24 protein-coding genes are annotated in these 23386 nt (G+C 71.7%); 2 read left to right on the top strand and 22 right to left on the bottom strand.

What is annotated here, in order from left to right; all coding sequences use genetic code 11:
* The 17 genes from ACIBKY_RS45475 to fabG all read right to left on the bottom strand — a co-directional run bounded on the left by ACIBKY_RS45475 (window position 1) and on the right by fabG (window position 15381).
* Window positions 1-1146 carry an ABC transporter permease gene (locus ACIBKY_RS45475; protein WP_397107228.1) on the bottom strand — a complete coding sequence of 382 codons (1146 nt, stop codon included), beginning with the start codon at window positions 1144-1146 and terminating at the stop codon, window positions 1-3.
* Complete coding sequence (locus tag ACIBKY_RS45470; protein WP_397107226.1) at window positions 1143-2270, bottom strand: ABC transporter permease; 1128 nt, start codon at window positions 2268-2270, stop codon at window positions 1143-1145. The genes ACIBKY_RS45475 and ACIBKY_RS45470 overlap by 4 nt, the downstream gene beginning before the upstream one ends.
* A gap of 2 nt (window positions 2271-2272) precedes the next feature.
* Window positions 2273-3211, bottom strand: coding sequence for an ABC transporter ATP-binding protein (locus tag ACIBKY_RS45465; RefSeq protein WP_397107224.1), 939 nt, complete (start codon window positions 3209-3211; stop codon window positions 2273-2275).
* The gene (locus ACIBKY_RS45460) at window positions 3208-4209 is read right to left on the bottom strand and encodes a nitrous oxide reductase family maturation protein NosD (RefSeq protein ID WP_397107222.1); all 1002 of its coding nucleotides are present in this window, start codon (window positions 4207-4209) and stop codon (window positions 3208-3210) included. Before ACIBKY_RS45460 ends, ACIBKY_RS45465 begins: the two co-directional genes overlap by 4 nt.
* A complete protein-coding gene (locus ACIBKY_RS45455; RefSeq protein ID WP_397107221.1) occupies window positions 4209-4649 on the bottom strand; it encodes a hypothetical protein in 441 nt (146 codons plus the stop codon). The genes ACIBKY_RS45460 and ACIBKY_RS45455 overlap by 1 nt, the downstream gene beginning before the upstream one ends.
* A gap of 67 nt (window positions 4650-4716) precedes the next feature.
* Window positions 4717-5499: an alpha/beta fold hydrolase gene (locus ACIBKY_RS45450; protein ID WP_397107219.1), complete on the bottom strand. Its 783-nt coding sequence runs from the start codon at window positions 5497-5499 to the stop codon at window positions 4717-4719.
* A 24-nt stretch (window positions 5500-5523) separates the two neighbouring features.
* Entirely contained in the window at window positions 5524-6363 is an 840-nt protein-coding gene (locus tag ACIBKY_RS45445; protein WP_397107217.1) for a nuclear transport factor 2 family protein, read from the bottom strand.
* Between the two features lies 1 nt (window position 6364).
* Window positions 6365-6781: a phosphopantetheinyl transferase gene (locus tag ACIBKY_RS45440; RefSeq protein WP_397107215.1), complete on the bottom strand. Its 417-nt coding sequence runs from the start codon at window positions 6779-6781 to the stop codon at window positions 6365-6367.
* Window positions 6778-7683: an ACP S-malonyltransferase gene (locus ACIBKY_RS45435; protein WP_397107213.1), complete on the bottom strand. Its 906-nt coding sequence runs from the start codon at window positions 7681-7683 to the stop codon at window positions 6778-6780. The genes ACIBKY_RS45440 and ACIBKY_RS45435 overlap by 4 nt, the downstream gene beginning before the upstream one ends.
* 10 nt (window positions 7684-7693) lie before the next feature.
* Complete coding sequence (locus ACIBKY_RS45430) at window positions 7694-8560, bottom strand: alpha/beta fold hydrolase (RefSeq protein WP_397107211.1); 867 nt, start codon at window positions 8558-8560, stop codon at window positions 7694-7696.
* On the bottom strand, window positions 8557-9789 hold the full coding sequence (locus tag ACIBKY_RS45425; RefSeq protein WP_397107209.1) for an NAD(P)/FAD-dependent oxidoreductase: 1233 nt from the start codon (window positions 9787-9789) through the stop codon (window positions 8557-8559). Before ACIBKY_RS45425 ends, ACIBKY_RS45430 begins: the two co-directional genes overlap by 4 nt.
* On the bottom strand, window positions 9786-10535 hold the full coding sequence (locus ACIBKY_RS45420) for a nitroreductase family protein (protein WP_397107207.1): 750 nt from the start codon (window positions 10533-10535) through the stop codon (window positions 9786-9788). The genes ACIBKY_RS45425 and ACIBKY_RS45420 overlap by 4 nt, the downstream gene beginning before the upstream one ends.
* Window positions 10532-12778: a beta-ketoacyl synthase N-terminal-like domain-containing protein gene (locus tag ACIBKY_RS45415; RefSeq protein WP_397107205.1), complete on the bottom strand. Its 2247-nt coding sequence runs from the start codon at window positions 12776-12778 to the stop codon at window positions 10532-10534. Before ACIBKY_RS45415 ends, ACIBKY_RS45420 begins: the two co-directional genes overlap by 4 nt.
* An 11-nt stretch (window positions 12779-12789) precedes the next feature.
* On the bottom strand, window positions 12790-13863 hold the full coding sequence (locus ACIBKY_RS45410; RefSeq protein ID WP_397107203.1) for an aminomethyltransferase family protein: 1074 nt from the start codon (window positions 13861-13863) through the stop codon (window positions 12790-12792).
* Window positions 13856-14323 (bottom strand): 3-hydroxyacyl-ACP dehydratase FabZ, encoded by a 468-nt coding sequence (gene fabZ / locus ACIBKY_RS45405; protein WP_184971230.1) that lies wholly within the window; start codon window positions 14321-14323, stop codon window positions 13856-13858. The genes ACIBKY_RS45410 and fabZ overlap by 8 nt, the downstream gene beginning before the upstream one ends.
* Window positions 14320-14607 (bottom strand): acyl carrier protein, encoded by a 288-nt coding sequence (locus ACIBKY_RS45400; RefSeq protein ID WP_157251764.1) that lies wholly within the window; start codon window positions 14605-14607, stop codon window positions 14320-14322. The genes fabZ and ACIBKY_RS45400 overlap by 4 nt, the downstream gene beginning before the upstream one ends.
* Before the next feature lie 24 nt (window positions 14608-14631).
* Window positions 14632-15381 (bottom strand): 3-oxoacyl-ACP reductase FabG, encoded by a 750-nt coding sequence (gene fabG, locus ACIBKY_RS45395; RefSeq protein WP_379611855.1) that lies wholly within the window; start codon window positions 15379-15381, stop codon window positions 14632-14634.
* Between the two features lie 133 nt (window positions 15382-15514).
* Between fabG and ACIBKY_RS45390 the strand changes: the two genes are divergently transcribed.
* Window positions 15515-17125: an FAD-dependent monooxygenase gene (locus ACIBKY_RS45390; protein ID WP_397107200.1), complete on the top strand. Its 1611-nt coding sequence runs from the start codon at window positions 15515-15517 to the stop codon at window positions 17123-17125.
* On the opposite strand, the gene ACIBKY_RS45385 is transcribed toward ACIBKY_RS45390, so the two are convergent.
* Together ACIBKY_RS45385 and ACIBKY_RS45380 are read right to left on the bottom strand one after the other, a co-directional pair.
* Window positions 17041-18609, bottom strand: coding sequence for a BTAD domain-containing putative transcriptional regulator (locus ACIBKY_RS45385; protein ID WP_397107198.1), 1569 nt, complete (start codon window positions 18607-18609; stop codon window positions 17041-17043). The two genes, ACIBKY_RS45390 and ACIBKY_RS45385, sit on opposite strands and share 85 nt — an antisense overlap.
* Window positions 18606-19748: a macrolide family glycosyltransferase gene (locus ACIBKY_RS45380; RefSeq protein WP_397107294.1), complete on the bottom strand. Its 1143-nt coding sequence runs from the start codon at window positions 19746-19748 to the stop codon at window positions 18606-18608. The genes ACIBKY_RS45385 and ACIBKY_RS45380 overlap by 4 nt, the downstream gene beginning before the upstream one ends.
* Window positions 19749-19863: 115 nt before the next feature.
* On the opposite strand from ACIBKY_RS45380, the gene ACIBKY_RS45375 reads away from it, so the two are divergent.
* A complete protein-coding gene (locus tag ACIBKY_RS45375) occupies window positions 19864-20964 on the top strand; it encodes a DegT/DnrJ/EryC1/StrS family aminotransferase (protein WP_397107196.1) in 1101 nt (366 codons plus the stop codon).
* A gap of 1 nt (window position 20965) precedes the next feature.
* Here the strand turns inward: ACIBKY_RS45375 and ACIBKY_RS45370 are convergent, their stop codons facing one another.
* Genes ACIBKY_RS45370 through ACIBKY_RS45360 form a run of 3 tightly spaced genes read right to left on the bottom strand, consistent with a single transcriptional unit; the run spans window position 20966 to window position 23371 of the window.
* Complete coding sequence (locus ACIBKY_RS45370; RefSeq protein ID WP_379611861.1) at window positions 20966-21532, bottom strand: dTDP-4-dehydrorhamnose 3,5-epimerase family protein; 567 nt, start codon at window positions 21530-21532, stop codon at window positions 20966-20968.
* Entirely contained in the window at window positions 21532-22746 is a 1215-nt protein-coding gene (locus ACIBKY_RS45365; protein WP_397107194.1) for a methyltransferase domain-containing protein, read from the bottom strand. Before ACIBKY_RS45365 ends, ACIBKY_RS45370 begins: the two co-directional genes overlap by 1 nt.
* A 22-nt stretch (window positions 22747-22768) precedes the next feature.
* Window positions 22769-23371, bottom strand: coding sequence for a DUF1707 domain-containing protein (locus tag ACIBKY_RS45360; protein ID WP_397107192.1), 603 nt, complete (start codon window positions 23369-23371; stop codon window positions 22769-22771).
* Window positions 23372-23386: the final 15 nt, after the last annotated feature.

Genomic DNA, 23386 nt, shown 5'->3' with positions numbered 1-23386 from the left:
TCAGGTCCCCGCTCTCGTCCGCCGGCTGAAGAGGATGAGCGCGGCGCCCAGCAGCAGCGCGGCCATCGCGGCCAGCACCGCCAGCTCCGGGAGCACCGCGAGCAGGCCGGTGCCCGGCCGTGACAGCGCGAGCAGCGCGTCCATGCCCCACGCGTGGGGGAAGAAGTGGCCGATCGTGTTGAGCGTCTCGCCCGCCGCCTCGCGCGGCCACAGGCAGCCGCCCAGCATGCCGAGCACGACGCCGAGCGACGGGCCGATGGCCGGGGCCTGGTCGGGGTTGTTCAGCAGCGTGCCGACCAGGATCGCCGCCGCCGTCGCCACCAGCGCGAACACGCCCACCACCGCGGCCACGCCCAGCGGGTCGCCCCACCGCACGCCGAAGGCCAGCGAGCTGACCACCACGATGAGCACGGCCTGCGCGATCGCGACCGCGAAGCGGCTCAACGCCTCGCCGATGAGTACGGCTCCGCGCTTCACCGGGGCGGTCAGCGCCCGCTGGAGCATGCCGAGGCGGCGGCTCTCGACCATGGCGGCGGCCACGGCCATGGAGTTGATGAACGTGAACAGGAGCAGGTTGGCGGGGGCGGTGTAGGCGAAGCCGCGGGGTTCGCCGCCGGGCGACTCGGTGTCGACGACGGTGACGCGGCCGGTCTGCGACTGCGCCTGCCGTACCAGGAGGGCGGCTTCCTGGGGGGTGGAGCCCGTGCGCTCGGCGGCGGCCGAGGCGGCGAGGACACCCGAGACACGGCCGACGGCGACCTCGATGGCGGCACGCGCGGCCACGCCGCTGCCGTTGTTCTCGGTCGCGACGAGGTCGAGGCGGGACGAACCGGGGGTGATCACCAGACCGGCGGCCAGCGAGCCCTCGCGCACGCCCGGCTCCAGCTCGGACTTGGCGGCCACGGGCGTGATCTCCAGGTCGGGGTGGCGGCGGAGCTCGGCCAGCACCGCGGCGGTGACGGGGTCCCCGCCGGGCGCGACGACGCCGACGGGCAGCCGCTCTCCCACGGTGCCACCGCCCAGCGCCATGCCGACGAAGATGATCGAGACGAACGGCATGACCGCCATGAAGAACAGGCCGGTCCTGTCACGGGTGTGACGGCGCAGATTGGCCAGCACAAGCGCCAGCACCGGACGGGGCTTCATCCCAGCAGTCCCTTCTTGAGTCCCATGGCGGCCAGGCCGCCCGCGGTCAGTGCGATCGCGCACAGGACGCCGATCGGCAGCGCCACGCTGGACAGTCCGTCGCCGGAGCCGGCCAGGCCGACCAGCGCGTGCGAGGTCCAGCCGTTGGGCGTGAACAGGGCCACGGCCTGCAGGGCGTCGGGCAGGTTGGGGATCGGCACCAGGCTGCCGCCGAAGAACGCGGCCACGAACGAGACCGCCATGATCACGCCGTCGGCCTGCGCGTCGGTCTTGACCCGGCTGGCGACCAGCATGGTGATCGCGGCGGCGGCCAGCACGTGCGCGCACAGCACCGCGAAGACGGCCACCGGGTCGCCCCACGTGGTGCCGAAGATCAGTGTCGAGGAGGCCCAGGTCACGCAGACGCCGAAGAGCGCGAGCGCGAAGCCCACGATCGCCTTGCCGGCGACCGGCACCCAGGGGGCCAGCGGCCCGGCGCGCATCCGGTTGAGCGTGCCCAGCTTGCGTTCGGTGAGCAGGCTGCGGAAGGAGGCGCCCACCACGAAGAAGGCGAACAGCGCCGCCATGCCGGAGCCGTAGTAGACGGAGAGGTCCACCTTGCCCCCGGCGAGGGGGTCGCTCACCACGCTCAGCGGTTCCGCCGGGCCCGCGGCGAACCGCTCCGTCAGTGCCCTGGACTCCACCATCACCGCGATCCGCTCCACCAGCGACCTGGCCACCACTCCGGCCAGCGGCGACTCGGGGGTTGTGAGCACGGAGACCTGTCCTGAGCCGCCCGCGCCGACCGTGCGGCTGAAGTCGCGGCCGAACACGATCGCCGCGCCGACGCCGCCGTCGTCCACGGCCCGCCGCGCCGCCTGCTCGCTCGGCAGGTCGCGCAGCGTGAGCACGCCCTTGAACTGCTCCGCCGCGGCGATCTCGCGCCGCACGTCGGCGGGCAGCCGGCCGCGGTCGAGGTCCACGACGCCGACGGTCGCGCGCAGCGGCGGGTCGTCGCCGCCGAGCGCCAGCCCGAACAACGTGGCCAGCGCCACCGGCACGATGACCGCGATGATCAGCGCGGTGCCGTCCCGCAGCCGCGTACGCAACTCCAGGGCGCTCACTGTCAGCAGGGGTCGCATCATCCTCAGTCCCTGAGCGTGCTGCCGGTCAGGTGGAGGAAGGTCGCCTCCAGGTCGGGTTCGATGACCTCGGTGGCGGTGACGGTGGCGTAGCCCTCCACGGCGGTGATGAGCGCCGGAAGCAGGTACCTGCCGCCCTCGGCCAGCAGGCGCACCGAGCCCTCGCCGGTCCTGACCGCCTCCAGCACGCCCTCGACGGTACGGAGCTTCGCGAACGCGGCGTCCACGTCGCCGTCGAGCACCAGCTCGATCTTGTCGGCGCTGCCGACCATGGCCACGAGCTCCCGCCGGGTGCCTTCGGCGACGATCTGGCCGTGGTCGATGATGGCCACGCGGTCGCAGACCCGCTCGACCTCCTCCATGTAGTGAGAGGTGTAGAGCAGTGCCATGCCCTCGGCGACCAGGTGCTCGACGCCGTCCAGGATGGCCTTGCGGCTCTGTGGGTCGACGCCGACGGTGGGCTCGTCGAGTATGAGGATCTCGGGGCGGTGCAGGAGGGCGGCGCCGATGTTGATGCGCCGCTTCATCCCGCCGGAGTAGGTGTCGAGCTTGCCGTCGGCGCGGTCGGTGAGGCCGACCAGTTCCAGCACCTCGTTCACGCGGCCGGCCAGCTGTTTGCGCGGCAGGCCGAACAGGCGGCCGAAGAAGCGCAGGTTCTCCCGGCCGGTCAGCTCGGGGTAGAGGGCGATCTCCTGCGGTACGTAGCCGATCTTGGCCTTGGCCCGCAGCGGGTCGGCGCCGAGGTCGACGCCGCCGACCGTGACGTTGCCGGAGTCGGGGCGCAGCAGGCCGACCAGCATGGAGATGGTCGTGGTCTTGCCCGCGCCGTTCGGGCCGAGCAGGCCGTACGCCTGACCGGGCGCGATGGAGAAGCCGACGTCCCGTACGGCGACGACGTCGCCGTAGCGCTTGCTCAGGCCGTGGCAGGACAGGGTCGCGCTCACGGGTTCCACCCCTTAGCGTCCACGGGCTCGCCCTTGTCGGCGCGGTTGCCCCAGATGGTCTGCCGGTCGAGATCGCAGCCGAGCTGGTAGTCGAGCGGGCTGTTGCCGGTGACGCGGTTCCACAGGATGTGGTTGTCCAGGGCGTCGTCACCGCCCCAGTCCTTGGAGGAGCCGACGGTGAGGGCGGCGCCCATGACCGACTCCCCGCTCGGGTGGTTGCCGTGGATGCGGTTGTCCACCACGCTCACCCGGTGGGTGCCGATCAGTGCCAGGCCCACTCCGGAGATCGGCGGCCCGGCCGCGCCGAGCCCGTCGGGCTGGATGCCGGCCGCCAGGTTGTTGCCGAACGACTCGTTGCCCGCCACCAGGCAGTCGCGGACGCCACCCTCGGGCTCGCCCTCGTAGATCTGGTTGAGGAGCATGATGCCGATCGCGTTCTCGTGGCAGGAGTTGCGCAGCACCCGCGTGCGCGAGGAGTTGTCGACGAAGATGCCGAACGCGTTGCGGACGACCTCATTGCCGGTGACCTCGCCGCCGGCGTCCGGGCAGAAGCTCAGCGCGATGCCGCCGTACTGGGTGCCGTAGGCGCGGCACGCCACGACCTCGCACCCGCTCGACTCGCGCAGGTAGACGCCCCACACGGCGTTGTCGGCGGCCTCCACCTCGCGCACCGCGACGCCGGCGACCGTGTGGGCGTAGACGCCCGCGCCGGTGAAGCCGCGCACGGTCAGGCCGGAGATCTTCACGCGGGCGACGCCGTTGGCGCTGATGCCGCTCAGCACGCTCGCGTCGGCGTCGTGCAGTTTGGGGATGTCGGGCAGCACGTCGCCGCCCGGGACCAGGACCGTCCTGCCCATGCCGGCGCCGCGCAGCGTGACGTCGTCGTGCCTGATCCAGACGGTCTCCGCGTAGACGCCTTCCTCAAGGAGGATCTCGGCGCCGGGGCCCGACTCGTCGAGCGCGCGCTGGATGGACTCGCCCGGCTTGACCACGTGCATCAGTGGGTTCCCTTCCGACGGACGTAAACGATCGCGAGGGAGACGAACAGGCCGGAGCCGTGGCCCCAGCGGGCGGCGCCGGTGACGCGGCCGGCGTGCGGCGGGAGCCGTACGAGGGCGGCCTTCTCGCTGGCGCCGCTGACGGTGAAGACCGCGCGTCCGGGCAGGTCGAGACCGGTGGAGGCGATCAGTTCCGCGGCGGCGTCGTCGAGCAGGCGGCCGGCCCAGCCGGACGGCCGCTCGCCGGTCTCCTGGAAGTCGTGCCAGCTGAAACCGGGCGGACGCCCGCCCACGGCCTTGATGAAGCTCTCCTTGACCGAGAAGGTCGGCCCGCCGCCGCCCATGACGCGGTCGAACGTCTCGCCACCGCGCCGGGCGGCGGTCGCGAGCCGGTCGGCGGCGACGATGTCGACCCCCAGGAGGACGGCGGGCAGGTTCATGAGCCTGCCTCCGGAGTGCGTGCCGGCGACCGAGGAGCGGAGCGCGGAAGGCGGGTGGGCGACACGGTCATGCCAGCGCTCCAGCGCAGCGCCCGGCGAAGCCTTCCAGCGCCGCGGTGTACTCGTCGCCGCGCTCGATCATCGGGATGTGGCCGCTGTCCTCGACGACCACGATCTCGACGGGGTAGCCGGCCAGCACGTCCAGCCACGGGTCGACCGGCGTCATGCGGTCGTGGCGGCCCCAGATGTAGATCGACGGGCAGGCCACCCGGTCGAGGGCGGGCTTGACCTGGTAGGTGCGGGTGGCCTTGAGGCTGCGGGCCATGCTGACCATCGACTCGGGCCGGCGCAGCATCTCGCCGACCTCGTCCTTGCGCTCGTCGGAGAAGGCGCGCGAGCGGTCGTGGAAGAGCGCGGCCAGCATACGGTCGCCGAACTCCTGGCCGAAGGGCTGCACGCTGCCGCGCCGGTCGAAGCTGAGGCCGACGTCCGGGTCGGGGGTCAGGCCGGGGGCGCCGCTGACCACGATGCCGCGTACCCGCTCGGGGTGGCGTCCGGCCAGGTCGATGGCGACCAGCCCGCCGAGCGAGTTGGCGCAGACGATCACCTCGCCGGCGCCCGCCTCGTCACAGGCCGCCAGGAAGGAGTCGCCGAGCCGTTCGATCGAGCCCGCCACCCGGCGGTCCAGCGCGCAGATGGCCTCGTGGGTACGCAGCACCGGCCAGCCCTGCTCTTCCAGGCGGCGGTAGGGGTGCTCCCAGATCCAGCCACCGGCGAACAAGGCGGACATGAAGACGACGGCCGGCCTGGACCCGCCGTCCAGCCGGTGCTCGGTCGTGAAGTCGGTCATCGGGGCTCCGTTCACAGGTGTGGTTCACAGCAGGGAGGCGTCGTCGGGGATCCATCCGCAGCCGCAGGCCGTACCGGTGCCGACCGGTACGACCGACTCGCAGCTCGGGCAGCGTGCGTACTCCCGCGACTTGGCGGGAACCCAGATGCTCGTGTGGACGCGGGTGCACAGCCCGCTCTTGAAGAAGCGGCGCATGGCCCGCTGGTGCGGCCTGGCGTGCACGGCGCGTACCGATTCCGGCCGGTCGAAGGCGCTCAGGGTGTACTTGCGGTTGCCGACGTCGACGGTGGTCACGCCGAGGAACCCGCGCGAGGCGCGCAGCGACTTGACGATCTCCACGCTGAGCAGGTCCACGTCGGCCGCCTCCGCGGCGTCGCGGATCTCCAGCCAGGTCAGGGAGAAGGCGCCGGGCCGGTCGGTACGCCCGCTCGCCGCCCGCGCGCTCACCCCGAACTCGCGCACGTCATCGGCCTCCGGCACGAACCTGGCCGAGTAGCCGAGCGCCTCGGCCAGCGCCAGCCGGTCGAAGATCCGCCGCACCCGCCCGTCGGCCGTCACCAGGTCGGTGCCGGACACGCGGGCGGCGCCGCCGGTCGCCGGCATGCCCAGGTAGGCGGCGCGGTGGTCGGCGGTGAGCGTCCAGGAGACGGTCACGCCGTCCTCGTCGCCGGTCACCGTCCCGACCTCGAAGCGCAGGCCCTTGAAGCTCTCCATCAGAGCGGCGGCGTGCGCGGCCAGTTCCTCGCCGCTCAGCGGCCCGCCGGAATCGGGGTCCTCGTAGCGGGTGACGCAACCGGCCACCATGGCGGCGTCCTCGCGCCGCCACGCGTCCAGGTGCTCCTCGGCGATCTTCCTGGCGTCCATCTCAGTTGTCCTCCGGAAGCCGCGCGGCCGCGACCGCGACCGCCAGCGCGTGGCCGTCGGTGTGGCTGAGCGAGATGCGGATCCGCTCCCCCGACCTCGCCCGCGCGGTCAACTCCCCGCTCAGCTGTACGGCCGGCGGATGCCCGTCCAGGCAGGCCGCAGACTGCTCGCACACGGGCGTGGGCCGGGGCAGCACCTCGACCGAGCCCAGGAGTTCCGCGGTCGGCGGCAGGTCCAGCAGCCGCAGGACCGCGTACTTGCCGGCGAGCCGCCCGGCCCAGTGCTGCAGCGTCCGGCCGGCTCCCGACCTGACCCGTTCTGCCGGAGTGTAGACGGCTTCCAGAGCCATCGCCCCGACCAGCTCCTGCGGTCTGGTGAAGTCGCCGAATCGCACGAGCGCGCTGCCCCACCGGTTCACGCCGCCACCTCCCTGGCCAGCCGGCGCAGCGTGCTGGGCTCGGCCATGCTGAGGCAGCGGGCGCCGGAGCGGCGCGAGAGCCCGGCAAGCACCTTGCTGTCGCCGACCTCGACGCTCGGGCCGAGCGCGTCGACCACGGCCACGGTGCGCGTCCACAGGACCCGCCCGGTGAGCTGGCCGACCAGCGCCCGCCTGATGACGTCCAGGTCGGTGGTGGGTTCGGCGGTGACGTTGGGCACCACCGGCACGAACGGCGGGCGCATCGCGGCCACCTCGACCGCGGCGCTCCACTCGGGCACGGCCGGGTCCATGAGCGGCGAGTGGAAGGCGTTGCCCACCGACAGCTCCACGATCTTGCTGGCCGAGGTGGCCAGCTTGGCCAGGCGGTCGAGCGCGCCCATGGCTCCGGAGACCACCACGTGGCCGGGCGCGTTCTCCAGCCCGACGACGAGCGGCTCGTCCGGACCGGCCGCCCACCCGACCATCTCCTCGACCTGCTCGACCTCGAGTCCCATCACCGCGTGCATGCCGCCGATGACGTTCACCCGCGACATCAGCCGGGCCCGCAGCTCCACGAGCCGGGCGGTCTCGGCCAGGTCCAGGACGCCCGCGGCGTAGAGCGCGCTCAGCTCGCCGACGCTGTGCCCGGCGACCACGTGCGGCCGGAATCCCTCTTCCTCCAGTACGGCGTGCGTGGCCAGGTTGCAGGCGGTGACGGCGATCTGGGCGTGCTCGGTGGAGACCAGCCGGTCCAGCGGCCCGCGCGTGCAGATGGGCGAGATCGGCCGGGACAGCCGCTCGTCGAACTCGTCGAGCACTCTCCTGGCCACGGGGTTGCGCCGTAGCCACGCGCCCATGCCGACGCGGACCGTGCCCTGCCCGGGGAAGAGGTAGCCGACCATGATCTGCTCCTTAGAGGCGGCGCCGGGGCCGCCGCTCCGGCTCTGCGGGCTGCTCCGTGCCGAGGAAGCCCAGCAGGAGTTTGCTGACCGTTTCTGGGGCGTCGAGCGGGATGTAGTGGCCGGCGTCCTCGACGCGCTCGTAGCGCCAGGGGCCCTTGACGAACTTGCCGGAGTTGGCCATGCCCTCCTCCAGCAGCGCCTTGTCCTCGGTGGACCAGATGCCGAGCGTCGGGGCGTAGATGGGCGGGAAGGGCCGCTGGTGACGCAGTTCGGCCTCGGGCGAGCGGTTGGCGCGGTACCAGTTCAGGCCCGCGGTCAGCGCGCCCGGCCTGGCCATGTCGCGCAGGTGCCGGTCGTAGTCGCCCTCGCGGCCCATGATCTCTTTCCACAGCCGCCAGCCGTTGCGCTTGAGCAGCTCCTCGGCGGCCGGTGACTGGTAGAAGAGCATGTACCAGGAGGCCGCGCGCTGCTCCAGCGTCGGGTAGGAGAAGACGCCCGGGTGCCCGACCGACAGCACCGCCAGGTGGTCGATGCGGCGCGGCATGAGGAACGCGTACATCCAGGCGATCGCCGCGCCCCAGTCGTGGCCGACCACGTGCGGCCGCTTGATGCCGAGCTGGATGGTCATGGCGACGATGTCGTTGACGATCGTCTGCATCGTGTAGGCCTCGATCTCCTGCGGCTTGCTGGAGTCCCCGAAGCCCCGCAGGTCCGGCGCGATCACCCGGAAGCCGCCCTCGACGAGCGCGGGGATCTGGTGCCGCCACAGGTAGGAGGAGTCGGGGAAGCCGTGCAGCAGGATGACGGTGTCGCCCTCCCCCTCGTCCACGTAGGCGATGTCCACGTCGTTGACGTGGATGATCTTCTTCTCGGTCATGCCGACTCCCTGAACAACCGCTCGGCGAAGAACTCGCTGAAACCGAACTCGGGCACTTCCTCGGGGGCGACCATGTTGAGCAACCCGGTCACCTGCGCGGCGAAGTTCTTCGCCATCAGCTTGCGGACCCTGCGCCGCCGCTCGACGGCGGCCGGGCCGAACTCCACGTGCAGCCGGCTGATGATCTGGGCGCCGAAGTCCAGGCGCGACAGCCGGAACTCGCGCTCCTTCACGTACGGCTCGAAGACCGGCGGCGACCAGTCGTCGGAGTCCAGGAGGATCTCGCACACGGTCCTGGAGTCCCGCATGGCGCATGACAGGCCGGTGCCGAGCACGGTGTCGGCGTTGCCCGCCTCGTCGCCGATCAGCACGACGCCCTCGGTCAGCGGCGGGCCCTCCGGCACGCTGGAGACCGACGGCCACACCGACAGCGGGCCCGCCTGACGCGACTCCACGACGGCACGGCCACGGTCGGGCAGGCACTCCAGCTCGAAGGCCTTGAGGAAGCGGTCCATGGCGCCGGGGCCCCGGTACTTGCGGCTGTCCTTGGTGCCGAAGTTGAGGTAGAGGCGGGCGCGGCCGTACCCCTGGGGGAAGACCATGAACATGACGTCGCCCTCGGTGCCCATCGCCTGGACGTCGGCGGGCCAGTCGTCGAGGCCCTCGACCATCACCCCGCCGCCCCAGTGGTGCATGTGGTTGCTCATGGTGATGCCGACCTGGCGGCCGACGGTGCAGCCGCGGCCGGTGGCGCCGAGCACGATCCTGGGCCGGATCTCCTCGCGGCGGCCCTCGGAGTTCAGGTAGGTGACCGACGGGCGGGGGCCGGCGGTCACCTCGATCTTGCCCGCGTCCATGATCAGCGTGGCGCCGCTGTCGGCGGCCTGGGCCGCCATGAGCTCACAGACCTGGTGGTGCGGGAACGAGTACGGCCCGCCGATCCCCGGGATGAACCGGGTCATGTCCACGGCCTCGACCTCATGCGGGTCGACCGCCTCGTCCCAGGTCATCCACTCGCGGATCTCCCAGGCGCCGCCCGCCCCGAAGCAGTCGTAGACGCCCAGGCGCTGGGCCTCCCTGATGCCCCACGGGGCCAGCCACTCGCCGCGGACCAGGTCGTTGTAGCTCTCCTGCTTCTCCAGCAGCACGACGGAGAGCCCTCCGGCGGCCAGCTTGCACGCCGCCGACGCTCCCGCGATGCCACCGCCGACGATGACGACGTCGGTCATGACTCCCACCTCTCCCAAAACGTGCGTTCCTTGGCGCTGACGCGATCGGCCGGGCGGAAGTCGGTGCCCACCGTGTAGGCGACCGGGATCATGCACACCTGCGTGACGCCGGACGGGATGCCGAGCAGCTCGCCGACCGGCCCTTCGTGGGCCACGTGCAGGCAGGTGATCGTGCTGCCGAGCCCTCTGCTGCGCAGCGCGAGCTGGAAGGACCAGATGGCGGGGAAGATCGACCCGTAGAAGATGCTGGCCCGCATGGAGCCGTGGGTGGAGCGGTGGCCGGGGTCGTCGTCCTCCTTGGTCGCCATCCGCCTGCGCCACGCCTCGTCGATGGCCGAGATGTCCGGCGGCCGCCCCAGCACGCAGGGGATGACCAGGACCGGTACCCGGGCGATCGCCTCGGCCAGCGCCTGAGCCGATTCGTAGTTCTTGCGCGCCTGCCGGTCGGTACGCCGCCGGCCGGCGTTGGTCCACATGTCCATGCGGTGGAACTGCCACGACAACGAGGTCAGCTCGGCGATGCGGTCCTTGACGCCGTCGTCGGTGACCACCATCCACCGCCAGTTCTGGTGGTTGTTGGCGCTGGGGGCCTGGATGGCGATCTCCAGCGCCTCCTCCACCACCTCTCTCGGCACCGGCCGGTCGAGGTCCAGGCGGCGGCGTACCGACCGGGTGGTGGTCAGCAGGCGGTCGGTCTCGGCCACGTCGAACGGCAGGCCGGTCATGATCTCCACGGGGGCGGTCATATCGCCCCCAGGAGCACCGCGCCGCGTACCGATCCCGGCGACTCCGACAACACCAGCGCCTGCGCGGGCGGCGCACCGAGCTCCGGCTCGGTCACGAACCCGTTTTTCCCGTCGTCCGCGGGCGCCGTGGAAGGCGTGCTCGCTGGTGCGGTGGAAGGCGTGCTCGCTGGTGCGGTGGAAGGCGTGCTCGCGGGCGCGATCCCGTCGCGCACCGCCAGGGCGCCGAGCGCGAGGTTCAGCGCGCCCGAGGCCGCCTGGCAGTCGCCCGCCAGCCGGGTGCTCGTGGTCAGGACCGCGTCGGGCAACGCCGCGCGCACCGCCGCCGCCTCGTCGGTCCCGCCGGCGCCCAGGACGAGCTCGGGTCGCGCGTCCCGCAGCCGGTCGAGGCCGCGGGCGAGCTCGCCGGGCAGGTGGCTGGTGCCGAGGATCCTGGCGTACGGCGTGCCGTCCCGCCCGGCGCAGTGGTCGGCGGACTCGACCACGAAGGCCACCGCACCCGACCCCTTCACCGGCTCGCCGGGCGGCCGGGCCGTACCGTGGACCGCTTCGTCCGCGGCGACCACCAGCACGACCTCCGCCTTGCCCGCCCTGATCATCTCGACCGCGCAGTCCAGGGCGATCGAGGCGGAGGCGGCGCCGTTGCAGATCGTGGTGGTCGGCCCGCGCAGCCCGAGCGTCTGGCAGACCGCGCCTCCGGTGGCGTTGAGCACCACGTTGGAGAAGCTCAGAACGGCCGGCTTGTTGGGGTTGAGCGCGATGCTCTCGTCGAAGCCGCCGGTGCTCTCCGCCGATCCGGCGCCGGTCGCGAAGACCAGGCCGACGTCGTCGAGCTCCTTCCTGGGCAGTTTGAGTCCTGAGTCCTCCCAGGCCAGCCGGGAGGCGGCGATGGCCATGCGGGAGAGCTGGTTCATGTGCCGCCACAGCGAGCGGGGCGCGAACGTGCGGCCTTCGAGCGTCGGCGCCTCGCCCGTGGCCTCGCGACCGGCCAGGATGGCGGCGCTGAGCTCGGCGATGCCGGTGGCGGCGCCGATGACGGGGCCGAGGCCGGTGATGACGGCCTCACGGTGCGGGAACTCCTCGTACTCGCGTGGCGGCTGGGGGGTGGTCAGCACCAGCGAGACGTTGTTGCCGCCGAAGGCGTAGTTGTTGGAGACGACGGTGTCGATGGGCATCGGCCTGGCCGCGTTGGGCACGAAGTCCAGGTCGCGCGGCTCGGCGTCGTCGTCGAAGCCGATCGTGGGCGGCGCGACGCCGTGGCGCAGCGCCAGCACGCTCGCCACAGCCTCGACCGCGCCGGCGGCGCCGAGCGTGTGGCCGACGAACGACTTGATGCTGCTGGTCGGGACCTGTCCGGCACGCTCGCCGAACACGACCCGCATGACCTTGGCCTCCATGGCGTCGTTGGCGGGGGTGCCGGTGCCGTGGCCGCTGACGTAACCCACGTCGGCGGTGGTGAGGCCGGCGTCGGCCAGGGCCCGCCGGACGGCGCTGGCGCCGCCACGGCCGGTGGGATCGGGGGCGGTCGCGTGGTAGGCGTCGGCCGACAGCCCGTAGCCGGCGACCTCGGCCAGCGGCGTCGCGCCCCTGGCCAGGGCCAGGTCGAGCGGCTCCAGCAGGAGGAAGGCGGCGCCCTCGCCCAGGTTGAGGCCGTCGGAGTGGCTGTAGGGGCGGCAGGGTCCTGTGCTGAGGGCCTGGAGGCCGGCGAAGCCCGCGTACGTGCCGAAGAGCAGCGGGTCGACACCGCCCGCGAGCACGACGTCGGCCTCGCCGGTGAGGATCTTGTCCTTGGCGAGGCCGACGGCGTTGCCGCCGGCCGCGCACGCCGTGGAGACGAGGATGCGGGGGCCGCCCAGGCCGAGGCGCTCGGCGACCACGTCCTGGGTGCGGTGCATGGGCTGGTAGAGCCCGGCCGCGTCGGGGGTGGCCTGGCACTTGCCGAGGATGATCCCGAACCGGTCCGGGTCGAACCCGCTCAGACCCGCCTGCTCGACCGCCTGCCTGGCGGCGATGAGCGCCAGCTGGGCGGTGCGGTCCAGGTCGGCGTCGGAGCCGGTGAGCTGACTGGTGATCCACGCGTCCGGGACCTGGCCGGCGTACCTGGCCTCGAACACCGCGTAAGCCTCGTCCTCGACCGGGGCGAGACCGCCCTGGCCGGCGAGGAGCCGCTGCCAGAACTCGGCCGGGTCGCGCCCGGCGGCGCAGATGATCCCCAGACCGGTGACGACGATGGGCCGCAGCGCCATTGCCTTCTCCTTCAGATGATCGGGATGCTCCAGCTCTTGGGCACGATGTACGGGCTGGTGAGCGTGGTGACCTCGGAACCGGCGACGGTGAACTCCAGACCGGCGGCGGCCAGGTCGGTGTCCACCCTGACCAGGCCGAGCGTGGTGCCCAGGCCGACGCTGTGCACGGCGTGCACGACCTCGCCGACGTCCTCGCCGCCCGCGTACACGCGGGTGCCGGGGGTCGGCACGCCCTCGCCGCCGACGAAGCCGACGGTGCGGCGGCCGGTGCCGGACTCGAACGCCTCGAGCACGGCGTCCTTGCCCACGAACGCGTCCTTGGTGACGTCGACCAGCCAGTTGGCGCCGATCTCGATCACGTTCGCGCCGCCGGTGACCTCGTGGCGCGGGATCGGCTGGCGTACCTCCAGCATGGCCAGCTCCAGGGCGTCCTGGCCGGCGGCCTGGGCGTGCTCCAGCGACTGGGTCCACAGCTCGCCCACGGCGGTCTTGGGCACGAGCATCTGGTAGCCGTACTCGCCGGTGAAGCCGGTGCGGGCGAAGATGATCTCGGCGTCGTTCCAGGTGGTGTCGACGACCGACTCGAACGGCAGCGCCGCCAGCTCGCCGTCGATCAGGCGGCCGACGACGCCCCAGGCGTACGGGCCCTCCAGGCCAAGGACGGTCAGGTCGTCGCGCTCGGTGATCTCGACACCCTCGTCGTTGTGGGTGCGCAGGTGCTCCAGCAGCCGCGCCCCGGCGCCCGCCGAGCTCTCCAGCAGGATGCCGTCCTCCCGGCCGAAGGCCAGGACCTGGTCGACGACCTGCCCGGACTCGTCCAGGACCAGGCTCATCATGCAGCGCTCGGAGGTGAGGTACTCCACGTCGCGGGCGAGCACCCGCTGCGCGAAGTCGATCGCCTCGGCCCCGGTGACCTCGATCAGCAGGTGGGCGCTCAGGTCGAGGATCGCGGCGCGCTCCCTCAGCACCTTGTACTCGGCCGAGAGCGCGTCGGGCGCGGCGGAGAAGCGCCGCGGCAGGGAGGCGTCGCCCACGTCGCCGTAGACGGTGTCCTCCGGATGAAGGTTCGTGAGGACGCTAGCCATTCTTCACACCTTTCGGGTCAGCGATCGTGAGGTTTCCTTCAGCGGCGATCTGGCCGTCGACCCGGGCCGAGACCTTGTACTCGGCGAAGCCCCTGCCGCCCGCGGTCCGCTCGGCGCTCAGCACGAGCTGGTCGCCGGGCACCACGGGACGGCGGAAGCGCATCGACCTGACTCCGGCCAGGTAGCTGATCTCGCTCGCGCCGGCCAGCGCGAAGACCACGCCGGCGAGCTGGGCCAGCGACTCGATGATCACGATGCCGGGCAGGACCGCCTCGTTCGGGAAGTGGCCCTGGAACCACAGTTCGGTGCCGGCGACGTTCTTGGTGGCGCTGCCCTTGACGCCCGGCTCGACCCGGGTGACCCGGTCGAGCAGGAGCATGGGCCAGCGGTGCGGGAGCACGGCCCGGATCTGGTCGTGGCCGAGGCCGGTCAGGACCGGCGGCGCCGTCGTCGCGGTCATGACGCCCGCAGCGCGGGGTTGACCTCGTCGGCCAGGCGGGAGACCGACCCGAAGACGGCCATCTCGCTGTCGTAGAGGGCAACGCCGAACTCGGCCTCGATGGCCACGTAGAGCTCCAGCACATCCAGGCTGTCGAGCTCCAGGCCGCGGCCGAACAGCGGCTGGTCGTCGGTGATCCAGTCGGGCTCGATCTCCAGGTCGAGCCGGGAGACGATCATCTTCTTGATCTGGGTGCAGGTCTGCTGGCGCTCGGCGGCCTTCGCGCGAAGCTCGTCGATGGTCATCTGTCCTCCTAGTAGTGACCGGGGTCAGCCGAGGCCGCCGCCGTGGGCGACGATCACGGAGCCGGAGATGTACGACGCCTTGTCCGAGGCGAGGAAGCTGACGATCGACGCGATCTCCTCCGGGCGGCCCATGCGGCCCAGGCGGATGCGCGACTCGTACTGCTTCCTGATGTCCGTGGGCACCTTGCGGGTCATGTCGGTGGACACGAAGCCGGGGGCGACCACGTTGGCCCTGATCCCGTGGGGCGCGGCCTCGTTCGACAGGGCCGAGGTGAAGGCGATGATCGCGCCCTTCGATGCCACGTAGTTGGTCTGGCCGGGGAAGCCTCCGTCGAGCCCGCTCGTGGAGGAGATCGTCACGATGGAGCCGCGCTTGTGGTTGCGCATCAGACGCAGCGCCTCGCGGCAGGCCAGGAAGGTTCCGACGACGTTGACGTCGAGCGGGGTGCGGAACTGCTCCTGGCTCATCGTGATGAGGTATCGGTCGAGGGTGAGGCCGGCGCTGGTCACGAGGACGTCGAGGCGGCCGTGGTCGGCACGGATGCCGCGGAACATCTCGCGCACGGCGTCCTCGTCGGCGACGTCCGCCTGTACGGCCTCGGCGCTGCCGCCCTCCTCCTGGATGAGCGCCACGACCTCTTTGGCGTCCCGCTCCGACCTGGCGTAGTTGACGATGACATGGGCGCCTTCTCTGGCCAGATCGAGCGCGACCGCCCGGCCGATTCCGCGTGAGGCGCCCGTCACCAGGGCCACTGAGCCTTCGGCAAAGAGCATCTTCGTTCTCCAGGAATTCGACAGCACATTATCTGGATCTTCACTGAACAAGTTACTAAAGGGCGATATCACCCCTGTATCATTCAGTTATTAGTGCATTGACTGGGGAAATTGGATATATCACCCTTGCATCATGGACGAGCTCGACGTAGAAGTTTTGGTCGTCGGCGGCGGCCCGGTCGGCCTGTCCGCCTCAATTGAGCTCTCGCGCCACGGAATATCGACGCTGCTCGTCGAGAAACACGCGGGCACCTCGATATTTCCGAAGGCCAGGCTCATCACCACCCGGACGATGGAGATCTTCCGCGCCTGGGGAATCGTGGCGGACGTCGAGCGCGCCGGAATGCCGCGCGAGGAGTTCCTCGCCGTGGGCGTCGGCAGCTCGCTGTCCTCCGACGACTTCATCCGCTCCGCGGCGGCGATCGAGCGCGACGCCCCGCAGAGCCCCACCTACGCCTACCTGTGCTCGCAGGACCACCTGGAGGTGATCCTGCGCCGGCTCGCGGAGCCGATGCCGTCCGCCCAGGTCAGCTACGGCGCGACGATGACCGGGCTGCGTGACGTCGGCGACGGCGTCGAGGCGGTCGTCGAGGACGGGCGGGGCCGTACGCTGGTGCGCGCCCGCTACGCCGTGGCCGCCGACGGCGCCAGGAGCGGCGTCAGGGAGCAGCTCGGCATCGAGGTCGAAGGCCCGCCCACGCTCGGCCACATGATCAGCATCATGTTCGAGGCCGACCTGAGCTTCCTGCCCTCCGAGCGCCGGGCCGCGCTGTCGTTCCTGCGCGACCCGCCGTGCGCGGTCGAGGCCGTGGACGGCGGCAGGCGCTGGATGGTGCAGACCGGCTACGAGCCCGAGGAGGGCGGCAGCCCCGCCGACTTCACCCCGCGGGTCTGCCTCGACGCGGTACGCGGCGCCGTCGGCGTGCCCGGCCTGCCGGTGGACATCCTGGGCGTCATGCCCTGGCTGCAGCAGGCCAAGGTGGCGACCACCTTCCAGAAGGGCCGCGTCTTCCTCGCCGGGGACGCCGCGCACGTGGCCACGCCGCAGGGCGGGTTCGGCATGAACTGCGGCATCCAGGACGCGCACAACCTGGCCTGGAAGCTCGCCGCCGTGCTCCACGGTACGGCGGGGCCGTACCTGCTGGACACCTACACCGCGGAGCGGCACCCGATCGCGGCCAGGACCGTGGACGAGAGCCTGAACAACGCGCTGATCACCTTCCACATGATGGAGGGGCACCTGTCGATGACAGAGGCGATCGAGCAGCAGGCGGGCCGGCGCAGCTCGGAGGGCCTGGTGCTGGGCTTCCACTACGACTCGGCGGCCGTGGTCGCCGACGGCACGCCCGCCCCCGCGCCCGGAGACCCCTACCGCACCTACGTCCCCGCCGCCCGCCCCGGCCACCGCGCCCCGCACGCCTGGCTGACCGGCGAGAACGGCAGGATCTCCACGCTCGACCTGCTCGGGCCAGGGTTCACGCTGCTGACGCCGGCCGGGAGCGGCTGGCTGCAGGCGGCGAAGGAGGCGGCCGAGTCGAGCGGCGTGGTGATCGCGGCGGTCGAGATCTCGGCCGACGGGTCCGGCGGGCTGACCTCGCCGACCTGGGCCGGGGAGTACGGCCTGGAGGAGAGCGGGGCGGTGCTGGTCCGCCCCGACGGTCACGTGGGGTGGCGTTCGTGCGCCGGGCAGCCCTCGCAGGCGGAACTGCTGGAGGCGCTGGACAGGATCCTGGCGCGGTCATGATGGACCAGGTCACGATGCGGCTGAGCCGCATCGTGACGGGCCGGATCAAGACGAGCGGGATCATGGCGCGCGGGGTCGTGGTGGGGGCGTGAGCGGGTGCGCATCTTGGCCGCGGCGAGGCGCAGCGACAGCGGGCTGCCCGAGGTCGCGGCCAGGACGCGGCCGCGGGCCGTGCCCACCAGCAGGTCGGCCAGCCGCCGGGCGTCGGCCGCGGGCAGCGGCCGGACGAACTCGCGGTGCGCCCCCTGCCTGGCCACCAGGTCGTCCAGCGGGTCCGTGCTGACCACGACGACCCGGCAGTGCGCGCCGCCGGGCAGCAGCGGCACGACCTGTTCGGCGTCGGTGACGTTGTCCAGCACCACCAGCAGCCTGCGCCGCGCGGTCCAGGACCGGTACAGCGCCAGCTTCTCGTCGGCGTCGAGTGGCAGGTCGGCGGCGGGCACGCCGAGGGCGCGCAGGAACCGTTCGACCACGGTCTCCGGCTTGGCCCCCGCCATGTCGGCGAACAACTGCCCGTCGGGGAACCAGTCGATCCGCTCGTGCGCCCACCGCAGCACCAGGGCGGTCTTGCCCATGCCCGCCGGCCCGCTGACCACGGTCGTGGCCGGGGCCGCCGCCTGGTCCTGGCTCAGGGCCGCGTCCAGGGCCGCCAGCTCACGCTCCCTGCCGACGAATGGCAGGATCTGCGGCGGCAGCTGCGACGGAACCACCTGCGCCGGCGCCGGGACACGCGGCACCGGACGCATGAGCGCGACCTCGTCCCTGAGGATCTGGTCGTGCAGGCGCCGCAGCGCGGGACCGGGCTCCAGGCCGATCTGCTCCAGCAGGTAGCGGCGCGTCTCCTGGTAGGTGCGCAGCGCGTCGGCCCGCCGTCCCGCGCGGTACTGGGCCAGCATCAGCTGGGCGCGCACCCGCTCGCGGAAGGGCGACTCGTTCACCAGGGCCAGCAGGTCGGGGATCACCTGGTGGTGCCGGCCGAGCTCGATCTCCAGCTCCAGGCAGGCCTCCATGGCCTCCAGCCGCGACTCCTCCATCCTGGCGACGTCGTAGCGCAGGCCCCTGATGTCCTCGAACGGGTTGCCCCGCCACAGGGACAGCGCCTCGCGCAGCAGTTTGACCGCCGCCTCGCGCTCGCCGTCGGCCGCCGTCGCGCGTGCCCGCGCCACCAGCGCGCCGAAGCGCAGCCAGTCAATGCTGTCCGGCTCGGCGCGCAGCATGTAGCCGGGGCTGGACGTCTCGATCACACCCGCCCCCAGCGTACGGCGCAGCCGCGAGACGCAGATGGCGATCTGCCGCCACGCGCTGGCCGGGGCCGAGCCCGCCCACACCGTCTCCACCAGGCGGTCCACGCTGACCACCCGGTTGGCGTTGAGCAGCAGGCTGGCCAGGATCGCCAGCTCCCTGTTCGCGCTCATGTGCAGATCGGCGCCGTCCTTGGCGACCTTGAGCGGGCCGAGGACGCCGAACTCGAAGGGCCTGCTCATGCCGGGTACCGCTCTAACTCGTCGGCCGCTCTGGCCGTGCCGCCGGCTTCCCGGATCTCCCGCGCCATGGCGGCGGTGGCCTGCCGTACCCGGTCATCGGAGACGACCGCGAGCACGTCGGCGACCAGGCGCTCGGGCGTCAGCTCCGCAGGGTCGACGACGCGGCCGAGGCCGAGTTCGGCGACGCGGCGGGCGGGCGGGCCGTCGATGGCGGTGGCCGGGACGATGACCGTGGGGCGGCCCCAGTACAGGGCTTCCATGGCGGTGCCCATCCCGCCGTGGGTGACGGCCACGTCGGCGTGCCGCAGCACGCTCATGTGCGAGACCCAGCGGCGGACCTGGACGTTGGCGGGCAACGGCCCCAGGTCGACGGCTTCCGGCACGGTCACCACGGTGTGCCAGGGCAGCTCGCCGAAGGCACGCACGCAGGTGCGGAACAGGTCGGGACGGCTGCTGGCCACGGTGCCGAAGGTGAGCAGCGCGATCGGGCGGCCGTCGCCTGGCGGCGTCCAGTCCGACAGGAAGCTCCGCTCGCCCAGGCACGGCCCGACGAAGGCGAAGCGCTCGTCGAAGGTCTCCCCGGCGAACTGGAAGGAGCGCGGCAGGTTGACCAGGCTGAAGTCCTGCACCTGCCACCACAGGTCGGCCGGCGGCACGTCCACGCCGTGGTCGTGCGCGAGCGCGGCCGTCCTGGCCAGCATGTCGTCCACCCAGCCGGGCAGCGCGCCGCCGTCGCCGCCGTCGCCGTAGATGGAAGAAAGGTAGGAGAAATGCTCGTTCGACGCGAACACCGGAATGAGTTGTACGGCCGGCCGCCCCCACTTACGCGCCAGAATCCGCCCGGCGTGCAGAACGGAGATGTCATAGACCACCACGTCGGCCTTTTCCTCGCCAACGCTTTCCAGCATGACCCGGCTCTCGTCGAGAAACAGCGAGATGAGCCCGAGCGGGTCGTCTTCGAGCCGACGCAGATCGGCCTTGTGATAAATGGAGTCGTAGCCGATGACGGTGGCGCCCGCGGCGCGGACGACGTCGGCCATGCTTTCACCGGTGACGTAGGTGACCCGGTTTCCCCGGCGCACCAATTCGGCGACCACGGCCAGGTTGGGAATCACGTGGCCATGATCGGGCTGACACATGAAGAGGTAATGCCGTGCCATACGCACAAAGCTAGTGAGGACGGGGCATAACGTGTCACCCCTAACCCCGTGATAGGGGTACCGCCGGTACGGGGCCCGGTGATTACGTTGGGTCATGGCCACTCGTGTCTGGGACTACCTGCCGGAATACGACGTCGAGCGGGACGATCTGATCGACGCCGTCGAGACCGTGTTCCAATCCGGCCAGCTCGTGCTCGGCGAGAGCGTGCGCGCCTTCGAGGCCGAGTTCGCCGCCTACCACGGCGCGCGCCACTGCACCGGAGTCGACAACGGCACCAACGCGCTCAAGCTCGGCCTCCAGGCTCTGGGGGTCGGCAGGGGCGACGAGGTGATCACCGTGTCCAACACGGCGGCGCCGACCGTCGTCGCCATCGACGGCGTGGGCGCGACCCCGGTCTTCACCGACGTGCACCGCGACACCTACCTCATGGACGTCGAGCAGGTCGAGGCGGCCATCACGCCGCGCACCCGCTGCCTGCTGCCCGTCCACCTGTACGGCCAGTGCGTCGACATGGCTCCGCTGGAGCGCCTGGCCGAGGCGTACGACCTGGTGATCCTGGAGGACTGCGCCCAGGCGCACGGCGCCAGGCACCACGGCCGCGTGGCCGGCTCGATGGGCCGGGCAGCGGCGTTCTCCTTCTACCCGACCAAGGTGCTCGGCGCCTACGGCGACGGCGGCGCGACGATCACCTCCGACGACGTCGTGGACGCCAACCTGCGCAGGCTGCGCTACTACGGCATGGAGCAGACCTACTACGTGGTGCGGACGCCGGGCCACAACTCCCGCCTGGACGAGGTGCAGGCGGAGATCCTGCGCCGCAAGCTCACCCGCCTCGACGCCTACATCGCCGGCCGCCGCGCGGTCGCAGAACGCTACGAGCGCGCCCTGGGTGACACCGAGCTGGTGCTGCCCGCGACCGCGGAGGGCAACGAGCACGTCTACTACGTGTACGTGGTGCGCCACCCCCGGCGCGACGAGATCATCGAGGCGTTGCGCGCCTACGACATCCACCTCAACATCTCCTACCCGTGGCCGGTCCACACGATGACCGGCTTCGCCCACCTCGGCTACCGTCCCGGCAGCCTGCCGGTGACCGAGGAACTGGCCGGGCAGATCTTCTCGCTGCCCATGTACCCCTCCCTCCCGGTCGAGGTGCAGGAGAAGGTCATCGCCGCCCTGCGCGAGGTGCTGTAGATCACCACTCGGGAAGCAGTCCGAGCGCGGCCGCCTCACCCAGCGTGGGGGCGGCCGCGTCGCGTTCCGACAGGATCGGCGCCGGCTCGGCGGGCAGGCCGAGCGCGAGGTCGGTGTCGAAGACCGACAGCGTGAGCTCGTTCTCCTTGCGGTACTCCGCCGACAGCAGGTAGCACACCACCGAGTCGTCCTCCAGCGCGGCGAAGGCGTGCCCCACGCCCGGCGGGAAGTAGACCGCGCGCCCGTTGGCGAGGCTCAGCTCCGCCGCCTCCCACCGCCCGAACGTCGGCGAGCCCACCCTGAGGTCCACCGCGTAGTCGAGCACCCGCCCCGCCGCGCAGTACACGTACTTGGCCGTGCCCGGCGGGATGAGCGTGTAGTGGATGCCGCGCACCACGCCGCGCCTGGAGACGTTCCTGCTGGCCTGCGCGACCGGGAAGAGCCCCTTCCCGGTCGCGGCGATGAAGGCCCCCTCCTGGTACGGCGAGGCGAACGACCCGCGCTCGTCGGGGAAGACCGCAGGGGTGAACTCGAAGGCGCCGGCGACGGCGAGTTCGCGATGGCGCATCACACGACGTGGACGTCGGGGACGTACAGGATCCACCGGCCGCCGGACTCGCGGAAGCCCGTCTCCTTGGCCATGATCTCCTCGGCGTGGTTCCAGGCGAGCAGCAGCGCGTAGTCGGGGTAGGGGTCGCGGAAGGCCTCGGGCCCGAGCACGGGGATGTGCGTGCCGGGCGTGAGCCGTCCTTGCTTGGCCGGGGTGGTGTCGCTGACGAAGGTGAGCAGTTCCGGGCCGATGCCGCAGTAGTTGAGCACGGTCGCGCTCTTGGCGGTGGCGCCGTAGCCGTAGATCGTGGCGCCCTGGGCGCGCAGTCCCTTCAGCAGCGCCGTGAGCCGGTCGCGGTTGCCCTCGACGGTGGCGGCGAAGCGGTCGAGCGCGGACAGCCGGGTGATGCCGGCCTCGTCCTCCTCGGCCAGCATCGCGGCGACCGCGGGAGCGGGCGTCCTGGCTCCGGTCCTGGCGAGGGTGTAGCGCACCTCGCCACCGTGCACGGGCAGGCGCTCGACGTCCACGAGCTCGAAGCCGTGGCGGGCGGCCATCCTGCTCACCGAGCCGGCGCAGAAGAAGTAGAAGTGCTCGTCGTAGATCTGGTCGAAGGAGGAGCGGGCCACGATGTCGGCCAGGTAGGGGTCCTCGAAGACGAAGACGCCGTCCGCCTTCAGCAGCGTGTCGACGCCGCTGAGGATGGAGTCCATGTAGGGGATGTGGCACAGGGTGTTGGCCGCGTAGATCACGTCGGCGGGGCCGTCCTCGGCGCGTACGCGGGCGGCGGTCCCGGCCTCGAAGAAGTCCTTGGTCACGCGCACGCCCTTGGCGGCGGCCAGGTCGGCCACGCCGCCGGACGGCTCGACGCCGAGATGCCTGACCCCGGCGTCGGCGACGACCTCCAGCATGGTGCCGTCGTTGCAGCCGAGCTCGACGACGAACGGGTCATCGCCGCTCAGCTCGGTGGTCAGCAGCCGCTTGGCCAGCGTGTGGAAGTGCTCGCGCATGACCGAGGAGCCGGAGGAGACGTAGGGGTAGCCCTCGTGGAACATGCGTTCCCTCGGCACCTCTTCGAGCAGCTGCACCATCGTGCAGCTCTCGCAGACGCCGACCGCGAGCCGGAAGAAGAACTCCTCGCGTGGGTCACCGGGTTCGACGAAGGCGTCGGAGATCGGCTGCCGGCCGAAGTCCGCGAACTCGCGGAGCCGGCCGGAACAGATGCGGCACGCCATACGATCCTCCTGAAGATTGCCGTCAGCGGCGGTACTTCACCCACACGTCACCGGTCTGCACGTAGCCGGTGAGCCGCACGACGACCGCGGCCTGGGTGGGCGAGACGATGGGCCTGTTGTGGACGGCGCCGAGGAGCCGGCGGGTCACCGCGTCGTCCTGCACCCACCAGTCGTAGGGGGCGACGATGACGACGTCACCGAACCACGAGGTGATCTGCACGTCGACGGTCACCTCACGGTAGGCGCACTCGGCCCTGGTGAAGTCGACGCGCACGGTGCCGAACCTGTGTGCCCTGGTCGTGATGAGCGGCGGCACCACCCAGCGCCCGTCCTGGCGGATCTTGCCGCTGCGCGTGTGCAGCTCCAGCACGTCACCGGGGTGGGCGGCGGGCAGCGGAGCGGCCGCCACGGTGGCGGGCAGCAGCGCCGTGGCCGGGGGGCCGCCTTGGGGTAAGTCCTCGACGACCTCGTCCAGCTCACGGAGCGTACGCGCGCCGTAGGTGCGGTCCAGGCGCTCGTTCAGCTCTTCGAGGTCGATGCGTCCCTCGCTGACCGCGACTCTCAGCATTTCCGCAATTCTGTCGCGATCCTGGTCACTGGCTCGGATTTCCGGACGATCGGTCATGGCGTCCACCCTAAG

Source organism: Nonomuraea sp. NPDC050394, from assembly GCF_044459065.1.
Lineage (GTDB): Bacteria > Actinomycetota > Actinomycetes > Streptosporangiales > Streptosporangiaceae > Nonomuraea.
This window is presented reverse-complemented; position numbering and strand designations above follow the sequence as displayed.

Coding starts and splice junctions, on each gene's coding strand:
- ACIBKY_RS45475 (WP_397107228.1), bottom strand. CDS start 1,146: ATGAAGCCCCGTCCGGTGCTGGCGCTTGTGCTGGCCAATCTGCGCCGT.
- ACIBKY_RS45470 (WP_397107226.1), bottom strand. CDS start 2,270: ATGATGCGACCCCTGCTGACAGTGAGCGCCCTGGAGTTGCGTACGCGG.
- ACIBKY_RS45460 (WP_397107222.1), bottom strand. CDS start 4,209: ATGCACGTGGTCAAGCCGGGCGAGTCCATCCAGCGCGCGCTCGACGAG.
- ACIBKY_RS45455 (WP_397107221.1), bottom strand. CDS start 4,649: ATGAACCTGCCCGCCGTCCTCCTGGGGGTCGACATCGTCGCCGCCGAC.
- ACIBKY_RS45450 (WP_397107219.1), bottom strand. CDS start 5,499: ATGACCGACTTCACGACCGAGCACCGGCTGGACGGCGGGTCCAGGCCG.
- ACIBKY_RS45445 (WP_397107217.1), bottom strand. CDS start 6,363: ATGGACGCCAGGAAGATCGCCGAGGAGCACCTGGACGCGTGGCGGCGC.
- ACIBKY_RS45435 (WP_397107213.1), bottom strand. CDS start 7,683: ATGGTCGGCTACCTCTTCCCCGGGCAGGGCACGGTCCGCGTCGGCATG.
- ACIBKY_RS45430 (WP_397107211.1), bottom strand. CDS start 8,560: ATGACCGAGAAGAAGATCATCCACGTCAACGACGTGGACATCGCCTAC.
- ACIBKY_RS45425 (WP_397107209.1), bottom strand. CDS start 9,789: ATGACCGACGTCGTCATCGTCGGCGGTGGCATCGCGGGAGCGTCGGCG.
- ACIBKY_RS45420 (WP_397107207.1), bottom strand. CDS start 10,535: ATGACCGCCCCCGTGGAGATCATGACCGGCCTGCCGTTCGACGTGGCC.
- ACIBKY_RS45415 (WP_397107205.1), bottom strand. CDS start 12,778: ATGGCGCTGCGGCCCATCGTCGTCACCGGTCTGGGGATCATCTGCGCC.
- ACIBKY_RS45410 (WP_397107203.1), bottom strand. CDS start 13,863: ATGGCTAGCGTCCTCACGAACCTTCATCCGGAGGACACCGTCTACGGC.
- fabZ (WP_184971230.1), bottom strand. CDS start 14,323: ATGACCGCGACGACGGCGCCGCCGGTCCTGACCGGCCTCGGCCACGAC.
- ACIBKY_RS45400 (WP_157251764.1), bottom strand. CDS start 14,607: ATGACCATCGACGAGCTTCGCGCGAAGGCCGCCGAGCGCCAGCAGACC.
- fabG (WP_379611855.1), bottom strand. CDS start 15,381: ATGCTCTTTGCCGAAGGCTCAGTGGCCCTGGTGACGGGCGCCTCACGC.
- ACIBKY_RS45390 (WP_397107200.1), top strand. CDS start 15,515: ATGGACGAGCTCGACGTAGAAGTTTTGGTCGTCGGCGGCGGCCCGGTC.
- ACIBKY_RS45385 (WP_397107198.1), bottom strand. CDS start 18,609: ATGAGCAGGCCCTTCGAGTTCGGCGTCCTCGGCCCGCTCAAGGTCGCC.
- ACIBKY_RS45380 (WP_397107294.1), bottom strand. CDS start 19,748: ATGTGTCAGCCCGATCATGGCCACGTGATTCCCAACCTGGCCGTGGTC.
- ACIBKY_RS45375 (WP_397107196.1), top strand. CDS start 19,864: ATGGCCACTCGTGTCTGGGACTACCTGCCGGAATACGACGTCGAGCGG.
- ACIBKY_RS45370 (WP_379611861.1), bottom strand. CDS start 21,532: ATGCGCCATCGCGAACTCGCCGTCGCCGGCGCCTTCGAGTTCACCCCT.
- ACIBKY_RS45365 (WP_397107194.1), bottom strand. CDS start 22,746: ATGGCGTGCCGCATCTGTTCCGGCCGGCTCCGCGAGTTCGCGGACTTC.
- ACIBKY_RS45360 (WP_397107192.1), bottom strand. CDS start 23,371: ATGACCGATCGTCCGGAAATCCGAGCCAGTGACCAGGATCGCGACAGA.